At 68.5% G+C, this 13,448-nt stretch carries 11 protein-coding genes, 1 tRNA gene and 4 pseudogenes; 6 read left to right on the top strand and 10 right to left on the bottom strand.

The window, feature by feature from the left end:
* Positions 1 to 147 precede the first annotated feature (147 nt).
* Genes BM385_RS11965 through dcd form a run of 3 tightly spaced genes read left to right on the top strand, consistent with a single transcriptional unit; the run spans position 148 to position 3,649 of the window.
* Complete coding sequence (locus BM385_RS11965) at positions 148 to 2,304, top strand: (Fe-S)-binding protein (protein ID WP_093843027.1); 2,157 nt, start codon at positions 148 to 150, stop codon at positions 2,302 to 2,304.
* Between the two features lie 47 nt (positions 2,305 to 2,351).
* A complete protein-coding gene (locus BM385_RS11970; protein ID WP_374312414.1) occupies positions 2,352 to 3,056 on the top strand; it encodes a Yip1 family protein in 705 nt (234 codons plus the stop codon).
* Between the two features lie 17 nt (positions 3,057 to 3,073).
* On the top strand, positions 3,074 to 3,649 hold the full coding sequence (gene dcd, locus BM385_RS11975; RefSeq protein ID WP_019432015.1) for a dCTP deaminase: 576 nt from the start codon (positions 3,074 to 3,076) through the stop codon (positions 3,647 to 3,649).
* Here the strand turns inward: dcd and BM385_RS27745 are convergent.
* Positions 3,617 to 3,796: a hypothetical protein gene (locus BM385_RS27745; protein ID WP_276034922.1), complete on the bottom strand. Its 180-nt coding sequence runs from the start codon at positions 3,794 to 3,796 to the stop codon at positions 3,617 to 3,619. The two genes, dcd and BM385_RS27745, sit on opposite strands and share 33 nt — an antisense overlap.
* Before the next feature lie 102 nt (positions 3,797 to 3,898).
* On the opposite strand from BM385_RS27745, the gene BM385_RS11985 reads away from it, so the two are divergent.
* Positions 3,899 to 3,972 (top strand) — tRNA-Gly (locus BM385_RS11985).
* Between the two features lie 62 nt (positions 3,973 to 4,034).
* On the opposite strand, the pseudogene BM385_RS11990 reads toward BM385_RS11985, so the two are convergent.
* The 9 genes and pseudogenes from BM385_RS11990 to BM385_RS12030 form a co-directional block, all read right to left on the bottom strand.
* Positions 4,035 to 5,186 (bottom strand): annotated as a pseudogene (locus BM385_RS11990) (tyrosine-type recombinase/integrase).
* Entirely contained in the window at positions 5,186 to 5,398 is a 213-nt protein-coding gene (locus BM385_RS11995) for an excisionase family DNA-binding protein (protein WP_093843028.1), read from the bottom strand. Before BM385_RS11995 ends, BM385_RS11990 begins: the two are co-directional and overlap by 1 nt.
* A pseudogene (locus BM385_RS12000) lies at positions 5,391 to 6,724 on the bottom strand (replication initiator). The gene BM385_RS11995 and the pseudogene BM385_RS12000 overlap by 8 nt, the downstream one beginning before the upstream one ends.
* Before the next feature lie 114 nt (positions 6,725 to 6,838).
* Positions 6,839 to 7,033 carry a hypothetical protein gene (locus BM385_RS12005; RefSeq protein WP_093843029.1) on the bottom strand — a complete coding sequence of 65 codons (195 nt, stop codon included), beginning with the start codon at positions 7,031 to 7,033 and terminating at the stop codon, positions 6,839 to 6,841.
* 23 nt (positions 7,034 to 7,056) lie between these two features.
* A complete protein-coding gene (locus tag BM385_RS12010) occupies positions 7,057 to 7,242 on the bottom strand; it encodes a mobile element transfer protein (protein WP_093843030.1) in 186 nt (61 codons plus the stop codon).
* Positions 7,243 to 7,262: 20 nt separating this feature from the next.
* Positions 7,263 to 7,846, bottom strand: a pseudogene (locus BM385_RS12015) (DUF2637 domain-containing protein).
* A gap of 5 nt (positions 7,847 to 7,851) precedes the next feature.
* The gene (locus BM385_RS12020) at positions 7,852 to 9,189 is read right to left on the bottom strand and encodes an FtsK/SpoIIIE domain-containing protein (RefSeq protein ID WP_093843031.1); all 1,338 of its coding nucleotides are present in this window, start codon (positions 9,187 to 9,189) and stop codon (positions 7,852 to 7,854) included.
* A 1-nt stretch (position 9,190) separates the two neighbouring features.
* Positions 9,191 to 9,526 (bottom strand): annotated as a pseudogene (locus tag BM385_RS12025) (SCO3933 family regulatory protein); the annotation flags it as partial.
* 222 nt (positions 9,527 to 9,748) lie between these two features.
* Positions 9,749 to 10,537 (bottom strand): GntR family transcriptional regulator, encoded by a 789-nt coding sequence (locus tag BM385_RS12030; protein ID WP_093843032.1) that lies wholly within the window; start codon positions 10,535 to 10,537, stop codon positions 9,749 to 9,751.
* 85 nt (positions 10,538 to 10,622) lie between these two features.
* Here BM385_RS12030 and BM385_RS12035 point away from each other — a divergent pair, with 85 nt between their 5' ends.
* Positions 10,623 to 11,054 (top strand): NUDIX hydrolase, encoded by a 432-nt coding sequence (locus tag BM385_RS12035; protein WP_093843033.1) that lies wholly within the window; start codon positions 10,623 to 10,625, stop codon positions 11,052 to 11,054.
* A gap of 1,414 nt (positions 11,055 to 12,468) precedes the next feature.
* Positions 12,469 to 13,146 carry a DUF2335 domain-containing protein gene (locus BM385_RS28180; RefSeq protein ID WP_093843034.1) on the top strand — a complete coding sequence of 226 codons (678 nt, stop codon included), beginning with the start codon at positions 12,469 to 12,471 and terminating at the stop codon, positions 13,144 to 13,146.
* Positions 13,147 to 13,448: the final 302 nt, after the last annotated feature.

A 13,448-nucleotide genomic window follows, 5' to 3' on the forward strand; every position in this document is an offset into this window, starting at 1 on the left:
GGCGGGCGGTCGGGCACCGCCACCGTCCGCCCGTACCGGCCGGGGTTGCCGGGCCGGTGCACCGGATGTTTCCGCGCGGGCCGGTGAAGTGGGTACCCTCATACGAAGCCGTCAAGTTACTGCCCAGTAAGACCGACAGGAGCTGACATGCAACTGGCCGCCATCGTTGTCTCGCTGGTGCTCACCGCTGTCGCCGTGGCGCTGTTCGCCCGGGCAGTCGTGGAGATCGTCCGCTTCGTCCGGCTGGGCCAGTCCGTCCCCGCGGGCACCCGGACGGACGACCCCGGAGCGCGGACCCTCACCCTGGTCAAGGAGTTCCTCGGCCACACCCGGATGAACCGCTGGGGCGTCGTCGGCGTCGCCCACTGGCTGGTCGCGCTCGGCTTCCTCACCCTGGTCCCCACCCTCGTCCAGGCGTACGGCCAGCTCTTCCGCGCCGACTGGCTGCTGCCGGTGATCGGCGGCTTCACCCCGTTCGAGATGTGGACCGAGTTCTTCGCCGCCGGCACCGTCGCCGGGATCCTCGTCCTCATCACGATCCGGCTGCTGAGCCTGCCGGCCCGGGCGGGCCGCAAATCACGCTTCACCGGCTCGACGGCCTGGCAGGCGTACTTCGTCGAGTACGTCATCCTCACCATCGGCGTCGCCATCCTGCTGCTGCGCGGCCTGGAAGGCGCCCTGCACCACGCCGACGGCTACCAGGCGGCCTACTTCCTCTCCTACCCGCTGGTCGCCGCCTTCGACGGACTGAGCGTCGGCACCCTCCAGAACCTCGTCTACCTGGTCGCGCTCATCAAGATCAGCGTCTCCATGGTGTGGGCCATCACCGTCGCCCTCAACACCTCCATGGGCGTCGCCTGGCACCGCTTCCTCGCCTTCCCCAACATCTGGTTCAAGCGCGAGGCCACCGGCGGCACGGCGCTCGGCGCCCTCCAGCCGATGACCTCGGGCGGCAAGCCGATCGACTTCGAGGACCCGGGCGAGGACGACCAGTTCGGCGTCTCCCAGGTCGAGCACTTCTCCTGGAAGGGCCTGCTCGACTTCTCCACCTGCACCGAGTGCGGACGCTGCCAGTCGCAGTGCCCCGCCTGGAACACCGGCAAGCCCCTCTCCCCCAAGCTGCTGGTCATGTCGCTGCGCGACCACGCCCACGCCAAGGCCCCCTACCTGCTGGCCGGCGAGGAGGCGCCGGAGCGCCCGCTGATCGGCACCGAGGCCGAGGGCGGCGTCATCGACCCCGACGTGCTGTGGTCGTGCACCACCTGCGGCGCCTGCGTCGAGCAGTGCCCGGTGGACATCGAGCACGTCGACCACATCGTGGACATGCGCCGCTACCAGGTGATGATCGAGTCGGCGTTCCCCAGCGAGGCCGGCACGATGCTGAAGAACCTGGAGCGCAAGGGCAACCCCTGGGGGCTGGCCAAGAAGAAGCGCCTGGAGTGGACCAAGGAGGTCGACTTCGAGGTCCCGGTCGTCGGCCAGGACGTCGAGGACCTCACCGAGGTCGACTACCTCTACTGGGTGGGCTGCGCCGGCGCCCTGGAGGACCGGGCCAAGAAGACCACCAAGGCGTTCGCCGAACTGCTCCACACCGCCGGCGTGAAATTCGCGATCATGGGCGGCGACGAGACCTGCACCGGCGACTCGGCGCGACGCCTGGGCAACGAGTTCCTGTACCAGCAGCTGGGGCAGCAGAACGTCGAGACGCTGAACGAGGCGTTCGGCACCGTCCCCGTCAAGCGCATCGTGGCCACCTGCCCGCACTGCTTCAACACGCTCGCCAACGAGTACCCGCAGCTGGGCGGCCGGTACGAGGTCATCCACCACACCCAGCTGCTCCAGCACCTGATCGACGAGGGCCGGCTGGTGCCCGTCACCCCGGTCGAGGGCCTGATCACGTACCACGACCCCTGCTACCTGGGCCGGCACAACAAGGTCTACACGCCGCCGCGCGAGATCATCGGCAAGGTGCCGGGGCTGCGGAACGAGGAGATGCACCGCCACAAGGAGCGCGGCTTCTGCTGTGGCGCCGGCGGCGCCCGGATGTGGATGGAGGAGCGCATCGGCAAGCGCGTCAACGACGAGCGGGTCGACGAGGCGCTCTCCCTCAACCCGGACATCGTCTCCACCGCCTGCCCCTTCTGTCTCGTGATGCTGACGGACTCGGTGAACGGCAAGAAGGAGAGCGGCGCGGCCAAGGAGAACCTGCAGGTCGTGGACGTGGCGCAGCTCCTGCTCAGCTCGGTGAAGACCCCGGAGGCCGACGCCGAGCCGGAGTCCACGGTGGAGAACCCCGTCAGCTGACACCGACCGGGATCGGGAGGGGGCCGGGAGGGGGTACGTTCGTACTTGTGCCCGGACAACGAAGGAAGCGCGAGCAAGAACCGCAGCAGCCGTATCCGTCGCCGTACCAGGCCGAGCCGTACTACGACGACGGACACGGCGACGGCTACGGCCACGGCTACGGGACGCCGGCGGCGGCCGGCCCCGCGGAGCCCCCTCCCCCGCCGCCGCAGCCCCCGCTGCCGTGGAAGGAACTGCTGCCGTCCCTGATCCTCAAGCCGGACCCGACGTTCTGGCGGATGCGGGACTACCCGATGTGGGGCCCGGCCCTGATCGTCACGTTCCTGTACGGCACGGTGGCGGTCTTCGGCCTGGACAAGGCGCGCGAGGACATACTCAACACCACGGTCTCCAACGCCGTGATCTATCTGCTGATCACCGGCGTCGCCATGGTGCTGGGCTCGCTGCTGCTCTCTACGGTGACCCACAACCTGGCCCGGCAGTTCGGCGGCAACGGCCTGTGGGCCCCGACCACGGGGCTGGCCATGCTGATCATGGCGCTCACCGATGTGCCGCGCCTCCTGGTGGCGATCTTCGTGGGCGGCGCGACCCCGGTGGTCCAGATACTGGGCTGGGCGACCTGGCTGTTCGCGGGCGCGCTCTTCACCATGATGATCGCCCGCTCGCACGAACTCCCCTGGCCGCGCGCCCTGGCGGCGTCGGCGATCCAGCTGCTGTCGCTGCTGATGCTGGTGAAACTCGGCACGCTGTGACGCTGTAGCCTTCGGGGGTGCTTCTCTCAGACAAGGACATCCGGACCGAAATCGACGCCGGACGGGTACGGATCGACCCGTACGACCCGTCGATGGTGCAGCCCTCCAGCATCGACGTACGGCTGGACCGCTTCTTCCGGGTGTTCGAGAACCACCGCTACCCGCACATCGACCCCTCGGTCGAGCAGCCGGACCTGACCCGGGTGATCGAACCGGCGGGCGACGAGCCGTTCATCCTGCACCCCGGGGAGTTCGTCCTGGCCTCGACCTACGAGGTGGTGACGCTCCCCGAGGATGTGGCCTCCCGCCTGGAGGGCAAGTCCTCCCTCGGCCGGCTCGGCCTGCTGACCCACTCGACGGCCGGCTTCATCGACCCGGGCTTCTCGGGCCATGTGACGCTGGAGCTGTCCAACGTGGCGACGCTCCCGATCAAGCTGTGGCCGGGGATGAAGATCGGCCAGCTGTGCATGTTCCGCCTGACCTCGCCGGCCGAGCACCCCTACGGATCGAGCGGGGTCGGCTCTCGCTACCAGAACCAGCGCGGGCCGACCCCGTCCCGGTCATACCTGAACTTCCACCGCACCCAGGTCTGAGACGGGCACGGCACTGCGCAGCCGCGCACACCGCGGACACCTCAACAACCGCGCGGGCCCGATCCGGTCCCGCCGCAGCTGCCGCAGCGGAAAACGGGGGGCGGCGAACACATGCCCCTCGGCACAACGGACAACGGTGACCTGCAAAGCACCCCTCCAGAGACGCCGACAACGCGGCCACACTAAGGGATGCCACCGACACCGGTCCCCAGCCACTCCAGAGATGCGCTAAACTAGCTCCAGCTCCCGGCGGGCGTAGTTTAATGGTAGAACATGAGCTTCCCAAGCTCAGAGCGCGAGTTCGATTCTCGTCGCCCGCTCCAACGGTTAAGGTCCAGGTCAGGGACGTGATCCCCGACCTGGGCCTTCGTCGTGTTCGAACCGATTAGGACTCCCGCACCACTCGAGCACCAGATGGGTTGATCTTGTTCCGCATGACGCGCACGTGAGCGTCGATGCCGGCGGCCACTTCCCGTTGCCGTTCACGGTCCGAGTGCTGGTAGATCAACGCCGCCTTCTCCGAGGATTGGCCCGCGCGAACCATCGTGTCCCGCAACGTCGCCCCACTGCGGGTCGCCAGGGTGTGACCGGTGTGCCGCAGGTCGTAGAAGCGGAAGCCCTCCGGCATCCCCACCTTGTCCCGCGCCCTCCGCCACTTCCGCCCGAAGGTGGACCGGCGGAACGGCTTGCCACGCTCCCCCACGAACAGCAGTCCGTCCGGCCCCTTCTCCGCGTACCAGTCCAGATGCCGCCTCAGCTCTTTGGCCAGAAAGGCGGGCAACACGATGAACCGCTTCCCCGCCTCGGACTTGGTGTCGCCGACCGCACGCCGCCCGGTGGTCAGCTCGGGAGCAGCCCGGCGCACCCAGACGCCGGGCACTTCCACGTCCACATCCCGCCGCCGCATCTCCGCCAGTTCCTCCGGCCGCGCGGGACCGTAGGCCGCGATGTACACCATCAACCGTCAACGCGGCCCCATCACGTCGGCCAGGGCGTCCACCTGGACTACGGTGGCGATCGGACGCTCAGCCGCCGACTCCTTACCCGCTCCCCTGATCCGGCACGGGTTGCGGCGAATCAGCTCGTCATCGGCGGCCGTCTCCAGGACCGCCTTCAACAGCCGGTAGGACTTCGCAACGGTCGTCGCCCCCGTCGCCTTCAGCAGCTCGGCCCGCCAGGACCGAACCCGGGGCGGCGTGATCTGGTCGAGGTCGAGCGCGCCGAAGGTCGGTAGCAGGTGCAGCCGCAGGAGCCGTTGGTACAACTCCTCCGTCGTCGCGGCCAAGTCCCGTTCCTCGACCCACCGCACTGCGTACGTCCCGAAGTCCACCTTCCCGGCATCCGGGTCCCGCCAGTCTCCTCGCGTCAGGTCCGCTCGCACTTGGGCCAGCCACACCTCGGCATCCGTCTTGGTGGCGAACGTCTGAGGCGAGCGGCGTTCCTCCCCGTCCGGGTCCCGGTAGCTGGCGGTCCACCGACCTGAGCGGTACTGCCGCACGGCGCCGAAGTTCCGCCGAGAGCCCTTCTTGTTCCCCATCAGGCCGCCTTTCCGTAGCGGCGACCGCGCCGTTGAACCGGGCGAACGGTACGAGCTTCCAGAAACTCCCTGAGGGCGCTTTCCGGGATGCGCACATGTCTCCCGACCTTGACGAAGGTGATCCGACGCTCGGCGATCAGCCGCCGGGGGAACCGGACCGTCGTCCCCAGAACCTCGGCCACTTGGTCCACGCTGAGGAACCGGTCATTCATCGGCGTACCCCTCTCCGGAATCGTCGGCCAGCGAAGCCGACAACCACGCTTCGGCGGGACTGAGTCCGGTGCCGGCGTAGGTCCAGTGCGCGAGGACAAGCGTGGTTTCCTCGGGGCCGTGGTCGCCCGCTTGTTGTCTTCTCCATTCGGCACGGGCGTTGCGGAGTGCGGTGAGGGTGGTGGAGTAGTGGCGGGATTTGGTGGAGAAGTGGCCTCGGAAGCCGAGCATGTGGGCCCAGGCGCGGAGGCGTAGGTGTTCGAGTTCGGTACGTGCGCCGAGGTGCCAGGCGGTTCGGATGAGGCGTCGGGCGTGGTCGGAGATGTCCAGGGGCGCCAGCTCGGCGAGGAATCTGAGTGGCCGGTCAAGGGTGCCGGTGGTTGTTTCGGCGCCTTTGGTGGCGTACTTGGCGATGTAGCCGGCAACAGCTTGGTCGGTGAGTTCGGTGTCGCCGTCGAGGTCGGTGGAGCGGATGGTGCGGACGTCGGTTTGGCGGCCGAAGGTGAGGGTGTGGGTGCGGCCGTCGAGGGTGGGGCCGGTGAGGTGGGTGCGTTGGGCGGCGGTGTGGATGGCGTCGGTCAGCAGTTCGGCTGTTGCCCACAACGGGGGCGGAGAGGAACCGCCCTCAGGGCCGTCGAGGCGGATGACGGCGTGGAAGTGGACGGCGCCGCGCTTTTGGAACTCGGCGACCTTGGCGAACGAGACGCGGGCGTGGTCGGCCAGGGCTCGTTGGGTGAGTCCGGCGCGGGCGGCGATGGCGCGTCGGAGGTGGGTGGTGAAGCGGCGCCAGAGGTGGCCGGCGTGGGCGTTCCAGAGCACCGCGGATGCGTAGTCGTACCAGTCAGGATCGAGCGGTTGGCCGAGTCGGGCGTCGTCGGGGTGGTGGGTGGTGCCGCAGCGGCAACGGCCATGCGGGTTGGTTCGGTTGTGGACGGGGCCGAAGCTGGGCGCCGTGAGGTCGCGAACACGCGCGGGTGTGTGGCGACGCGTTCGGGGGTGCCCTTGCCGCCTTTGAGGCCGGCGGTGATGAGGTGGTAGGTGTCGCGGCGGTAGGTCTCGGCGCAGGCGGGGCAGCGGGTGGCGCGGCGGTTGTTGCAGCGGGTCAGCAGGTTCCCGGCGGGCAGCTCGGTGGAGACCAACGACCGCACGGGAGCGCCGATCTCGCCTGTGGTGGTGTCGACGGGGTGTTCGGTGCGGTGTCCGTTGAGGCGGACGGGGCGGGTGCAGCCGCCGAGGCCGGCGAGTTGGTGGCCGAGGGCGGGCAGGGTTCCGGTCGCGGCGAGCTTTCCGAGTTCGGGCAGCGGGGGCGGGATGGTGCGGGTGATGATGGGACTGCTCCTTCTGCGTGCGCGTGGGTGGAGTCGGGGTCCCGGGGGCGGTGGATGCTTGGCGGTATCGGTTCCGCCCCGGGGCCTTCGCTCTGCGGCTCGTTGGCTAGTTGTCTAGTCGTGTTGGTCGTTGACGATCTCGACTCCGGTGCGGGTGCCGTTGTCGATGGCGGGGGCGGCGAAGGTGTCGGCGAGGTAGAAGCCGAACAGGGCGATCAGGGCCACGGCCCACGGGCGGATGCCCAGCAGGCGCACGGCGGCCCAGGCGGCGAGGCCGAAGACGACGACCACGGGCAGGTTCACGTCCACGGTGCGGACTCCCTCAGCGGCGTTCAGTGGGCGGAGCAGCGGTGTGTGGTGGCGGCGAGTTCGGCGGCCGAGCGGGTGTCGTACTCGGCGGAGAACCCGCAGCGTGGTGCGGTGCAGGCAGCCGTGTGCTTCTCACGGCCACGCTGGTCGTAGCCGGTGGCGACCTGGACGGGGCCGACGCGGGCGAGGTTGCGGAAGCGGCGCAGCATCAGGGCGTGATCTCCCTCGTTCAGAGGTGTTGGTTGATGGCCTCGGCGAGGGGTGTGGAGACGCCGAGCCGGGCGCGGAGGGTGTGGGTGTCGATGGGTTGGCCGGTGCGTTGTTGATGTTCGGCGGCGACCTTCCGCGCGTGCTGGACCAACGCGCCCGGAACGGGAGGAGGCGAGGCGACAGCTGGGGCGACCTCGGGTCTTCTCTCGGGCTCAGCCGGGCCGGCGGTTGGCGTTCTTCGGTGGGCGTGTGGGCGAGGAGGGTGCCGCCGAGGAAGGCGAGGGCGGGCCAGCCGGCGACCAGGACGCGGAGCAAGTCGGGCACGTCGCCCAGGTCGAGGAGTCCGGCGGTGGCGATGTTCGCGCCGAGGGAGGCGGCCAGGGCGATCAGGAAGCAGCACCACCCAGCAGCCACCTCGCTCTCAGAGCGCAGCCGACGCCAGGCAGCCACCAACAGCAGGTCAACGGAGATCGGGTAGGCCCACGCCTTCCATCCGTCCTGTCCGGCAGCCGCCGCCAGGTCGTGAATGTGCGCGAACGACAACGCGGCAGCGATCACGGCCTGAACCAACACCGGGTCCGGCCTGATCAGTTGAGCGCGCATCGCGATCAGCTCCCCGTAGATTCGGACTCGACCGCCGTCGAGGCCACGGGCCGGAAACGAGCCAGGGACGGTAGCGTCGGGGCACGGTAGGCGTGGATCGCGCAGTGCGTGGCAGCGTCGGTCAGGGACAGGTACGGCGTGCGCACCCGTGTCCAGCGGCCGGAGGAGTCGGCGGCCACGGCGAGGCCGGGGCGTTCGGCGGGGATGGTGCAGGCGGCCATGACGGCTTCGGGTGCGATGTCGCCGAGGGCCATCTTGGCGGACGCTTCGTCGTTGACGCGGTGGCAGACCCGTCCGGTCAGTTGGGCGCGGAGCATGGTGGCGCCCTTGCCCAGCTCGGCGCCGAAGCGCTGCCCGCAGACTTCCAGGTAGATGCCAGCGGCGCGGCCGAGCTGGGCCAACCGAACGAGATGCGTCACCAACTCGTCCCGCCGTTCCTCATCCTTGCGCGTCGCGGTCAGGAAGAGCTCCGCCACCTCATCCACGAACACCACCACCGGCACCGGCCGCTCTTCCTCAGGCAGCCCCCACACATCCGACGTCGCGCCGTCGTGGCGTTGCCGGGCGCGTATGAGGTCGTAGCGTTCCTCCATCAACGCAACGAGCGCGGGCAGGAGTTCGCCGGTTTCGGCCGGATCGGTGGCCAGGGCGGACAGACGGGGGGCGAACGGCGCCAGCTCAACGCCCCGCTTGCAGTCGATCCCGACCAGCGCGACACGCTGCGGGGCAAGGCCGGCGACCATGTGCCGCAGGTACATGGACTTCCCCGACAGCGTTGCTCCGAGAGTGAGTTGATGCGGAACGGTGCGGTAGTCACGCACAAACGGCGTGGCGTCCTCCCGCAGTGCGACCGGCACCCGCAGGAGCCCGCCACCGCCGCCCGTTCTCGGCATCCGCACGTCGTTCAGCACGTCGAAGCCGACCAGGCGCAGTTCCGCCACCCCCGGTTTGATCTCGGCAACGTGGACGGCGTGAACGCTCCACGCGTGGCGGAGGCGTTCGGTCGCGGCGGCCAGGTCGGCGACTTCCTGCCCGGGGGCGAGCCGTAGCCGGACCCGCAGCCCCGTGGCCGTCGGTCGGACCAGGCCGCGCCGAGGTGGAACGGGGCGGACCTCGCGGCGCGTTGTCGCCCGGACGGCCAACGTTCGTAGTCGGGACGGGGGAACGGTCAGGCCGCAGGCGTCCATGACCGATCCGTAGGTGGCCAGCAGGCGGGCGGCCGACCACGGCAGGCCGACCGTTGACCAGTACAGACGCGGGTACCTCTCGCGCGCTAGGGCGGCGCCCCCGGCAGCCGCAGCCACCGGGGCGGCCGTGCTCAACAGCGTTACCAGACCTGACACTTCAGACCCCCGTCGAGGCCGGGAGGGCGGCCGGGGTGACGGCGGCAGCGCGGAAGGCGATGCCGTGGCGGGACTGGCCGTTGAAGACCGACTCCCACGGCCGGGCGACCAGCCCCGGCAGCGCGACCGGACCGCCCAGGGCCAGGCCCTCGGACACTCCGGACTCGGGAACGGTCACCTGGAGGAGCGAGGACTCCCCGTCCTCCAGGTAGACCACGCCGACCTTCATCAACGCTTCGCCCGTCACGGCGTCCTTGGCGATCTCGCCGGTCTGCCGGTCACGGACCTTCGGGGCCGGCTCCTCGGTCAGCAGGATGGTCGCGGCGGAGGTCTCAACTCAAATGGTGCGCACGTTTGTTACTCCTCGTACGTTCCTCACCGACCACATACAGCTAGTCGTCTAGACAAGATGCGACCGGGTGGCCCCACGGATGCGGTGGCGTGGTCCAGTGTGCCACACACCTGACCACTCGTCTATACGAGTATGGGTGTTGGTCTGTACGAGTCGTTCCGACGGGCCCGCCGAGTCGTGCTCAACCCGCCGGTTGGTCAGGCGTTTTCAGTTGGCGGGGAGCTGGTAGGCCAGCACGTAGGCGTCGGCGGCCATGACGGTGTCGCAGACCTCGACGGCGCGGCCCTCGGTGTCGTAGGCGGTGCGGACGAGGTGGATGACGGGGACGCCGGCGGCCAGGTGGAGGGTCTTGACCTCGGCCGGGGTGGGCATCCGGGCGCGCACCTCTTCGTCGAAGTGGTCGAGGCGGTGGCCGAGTTCTTCCAGCCGGGCGTAGATGCCGCCGGGGCCCGGGTTGGGCTGGGCGATGGGGGTGTCGCGGGCGATGTCCAACGGCAGGAACGAGGCCGCGAACTCGACCGGCCGCCCGTCCAGTAGATAGCGGCGCCTACGAGCCAGCACCTTGCGTGGCTCACCCAGCCGGGTGGCGATGTCGCGGGTAGGGCGTTCCTCCTTGACCTGGAGGTTGTCCACCTCGGGACGGCTCCCGGCGGCCTCGGCCTCTACCGTGAAGGCGGACTTCCCCTGATCCCGGTGCCGTCGCGCAAACCGGTCCGAGGCGAGACGCCGCACGGGTGGCCGAGGGCGGACGAAGACGCCCTTGCCGTGCTCGGAGTGCACCAGTCCTTCCCCTTGGAGGACGGAGAGCGCGTTGCGGACGGTCATCCGGGAGACGCCGAAGCGCTCCACCAACTCGGACTCGGACGGCAGCTTGGCCCCCTCCTTGAACCGCCCCTTGTCGATCGCCTCACGCAGCTGGTCGGCGATCTGCCGGAAGACCGCCCGGTCACTGGTGGAGTCCAGCGAGCCGAGAACACCGGAGGGTAGAGGCGCCATGTGATTACTCCTTTAGGTATCTAGACGAGAAGTCGAGTTCTGTTGCTACGGTGGGAAGCCTAGCCAGTAGAGAGGGCCGAGGAACATGAGTCGTGAGCGTCCGCACTCCGTCAGCGTTGCTGGAGTGATCGTGGACGATCAGGGACGCGCACTGTTGATCAAGCGGCGCGACAACGGCAAGTGGGAACCGCCCGGGGGTGTCCTGGAGGCCGGGGAGACGATCCCCGAGGCCCTGGAACGCGAAGTCCTCGAAGAAACCGGTGTGAAGATCGCCGCGCCGGCGACCCTGACTGGCGTCTACAAGAACATGACCGGGCTGATCGTCTCCCTGGTCTTCCGTTGCCAGGCCATCGACGGCCAGCCGACGCCCGGGGAGGAAACCAGCGAATTGCGCTGGGCCACCCGCGAGGAGGTCACGGCGCTGGCCGACGAGGCATACGCGGTCCGCGTCACGGACGCCCTGGACGGGGCCAACCCGCCAGCCGTCCGCGCGCACGACGGCGTGCAACTCGTCTAGCACGAACCCGTACCCCATAGCCGCCTACCAGCACGGAGACACTTGTATGCACGAGTATACGAGCACACGTGAGACAGGTAAATGGCCTCGGAACCATCGGGCCAACAAGCTGCCCCCGAACACGGTGACCGGGTGGCTGCGATGAGCCCGGCGATCACCACCAGGGGCACCGTCCCCTACATCACCCAATGGACCGGCGAACAGACAGCGGCCATGCCCGTAGTGACCCGACGCGGGCGCCTGGCCTACGCCGACGAACGCTCCTACGACCGCGACGCCGGCGGCGTCCTATGGCGCCGCGTCCCCTCCACCCCGGGCAAGGGCAAGCCCGAGTTCGGCGCGGTCCACCCCCTACGCCAACGCATCGCTATGGCTGGCCTGGTGTGCCAGGTTTGCGGAGGCCCCGCAGACCGCAACGAAGACGGCGTGCTCTGGCTCATGGGCGACGCCTCGGACAACCCTGGTGACTGGCCCCAAGGACTGGAAACAGCCCACCCACCCGTCTGCTTGCCCTGCGCGACGCTTGCCGTGCGGGCCTGCCCACACCTACGACAACGCTTTGTCGCCCTACGCGTGCGCACATGGACCTTGGCCGGGGTCCACGGCGCCCTCTACCAACCCGGACTCAACGGCCCAATCCTCACCGACGCCACGGGCATCCCCTTCGACCACCCCGCCATAAAGTGGATCATCGCTAGCCAACTCATCGCCACACTGGACCGCTTCACCTTCACCAACATCGGGGCCGAGGCAACCCGCAGCGTGAGTAACAACCTTCCCTACGACATCAAGGCGCCGCGCAAGCGCGGCGCGCACGGCAGCGGCGGCCCCCGGGCCGCCGCTCCTGTCTCCGCCCCGCTCCGGCCCGAAGCCGCCAGCCGCGCACCACAGTGCAGTTCGTGGAGGGTTGCTGTCTTGGGCGCCGTCGTGGCCGGGGGTCGGCTCCACGGCTTTACGCACCTGCCGGGCTCGGGGCCCGCGTCGGGCAAGGACAGGGGGCCATCGGCCGGATTAACCGGGCAGGGCTCCGCCCCGCCCGATCAGCTGAGCAAGCGTACGGCCCCCTGCCCATGCCCGACCCCAACCCCGACAGGACACCGCCCAAACCCGCTCCACCGACTTGAGTAAGTCGCACCCGCAGGGAGCAAGCCCCCGACCTGGCCAAGCCTCAACTAGGGCTGACCGCTCGGACCCCCGTCAGCACATTCATCCGCTCTGCGGGCTAGTGATCGCTAGACATGGGTACCGTCACATGTAGATACTCAGTCCGACCAAGGTGGTGAACCGAGATGGCTCGACAAGGCCGTAGGTTGACGTCTGTCTTAGTGGGTGGCGGGTCAGTACTTGACCTGTCAGGGGTAGGGACCTACCAGGCGCTCCGTAAGATGCGCAAGGCTTCGCGAGAGGGCTCTGAGTGGAGCAACGTGGGGGAGGACCTGAGGCGAGCGATGCTCCGGACAGCGAAGCGGATTCCAGACAAAACGACTTAGTTCCTGTCCAGCGTTCGGATGAGTCTGGCAGCGTCGCCGCAAGGGCGGGTGACGATAGTTCCGTTTTAGAGCCAGAGCCTAGCCTCGGTGAACTGCAAGCGATCCGGCGTGATGTCCAGCTCATACGGCGCGAGACTAGGCAGCACCGTGGCCCCATACCTGACCCTCAGACACTCGGTGATTACGAGTCGGCTTTCCCGGGACTGGCTGAACGCATCGTCCTGATGGCGGAGCGCGATCAAGGGCACCGCCATCAGGTAGAAAAGCTGGAAATTCAGCACGCGTTCCAACTGAGTCGCGGCGGGCAACGCACCGGTTTCTTCGCTTTACTGGTAATGGCGTCTCTGGCCGCTTACGTCGCATTCTTAGGCCACCCTGAGTGGGCAGCAGCGATCGCGGGCGCCAATATCGTGGCGGTGGTCGGCGTCTTTGTTACTGGCCAACTTCGCAGTCGCATAGGTAATGCGGAGAATGACCACGGAAGCGAGATCCCAGTTCCTTCGGATGACGCGCTAGACAGGCAGAGTCAACACGCGGTCGAGGGGCGGCCAAGCGCAGATAATGGCAGCGCGAATCTGGACACACGGGACGCGGAACGGTAAGTTCGGCACGGCAGCGAAGGTACGCGCGCCGACCGTAGCCGCCACCAGAGCACAGCAGCCGTACACGATCAGTTCGAAAAGCCTGAGGGCCCCACCAGATCCCGCACGCAGTCCGTGCCGGCCGCACCAGATGCGCACCAGATCGGGCGGGGAATAGCGGTCAACGGCGGGTATCTCAGGCAGTTCACGAGGCCGCCCGAAAGGGCATCTCCGCAGGTCAGGCGCCAGTTGACGCCCCAACCACCGCTGATTCCCAAGTTCAGAGCGCGAGTTCGATTCTCGTCGCCCGCTCCATCTCAGAC

Origin of the sequence: Streptomyces harbinensis (assembly GCF_900116145.1) — a bacterium.
Lineage (GTDB): Bacteria > Actinomycetota > Actinomycetes > Streptomycetales > Streptomycetaceae > Streptomyces > Streptomyces carpaticus.

Excerpts from the sequence above, each read along its gene's own strand:
- BM385_RS11965 (WP_093843027.1), top strand. The coding sequence starts at position 148 with ATGCAACTGGCCGCCATCGTTGTCTCGCTGGTGCTCACCGCTGTCGCC.
- BM385_RS11995 (WP_093843028.1), bottom strand. The coding sequence starts at position 5,398 with ATGAATGACCGGTTCCTCAGCGTGGACCAAGTGGCCGAGGTTCTGGGG.
- BM385_RS12010 (WP_093843030.1), bottom strand. The coding sequence starts at position 7,242 with ATGCTGCGCCGCTTCCGCAACCTCGCCCGCGTCGGCCCCGTCCAGGTC.
- BM385_RS12030 (WP_093843032.1), bottom strand. The coding sequence starts at position 10,537 with ATGGCGCCTCTACCCTCCGGTGTTCTCGGCTCGCTGGACTCCACCAGT.
- BM385_RS12035 (WP_093843033.1), top strand. The coding sequence starts at position 10,623 with ATGAGTCGTGAGCGTCCGCACTCCGTCAGCGTTGCTGGAGTGATCGTG.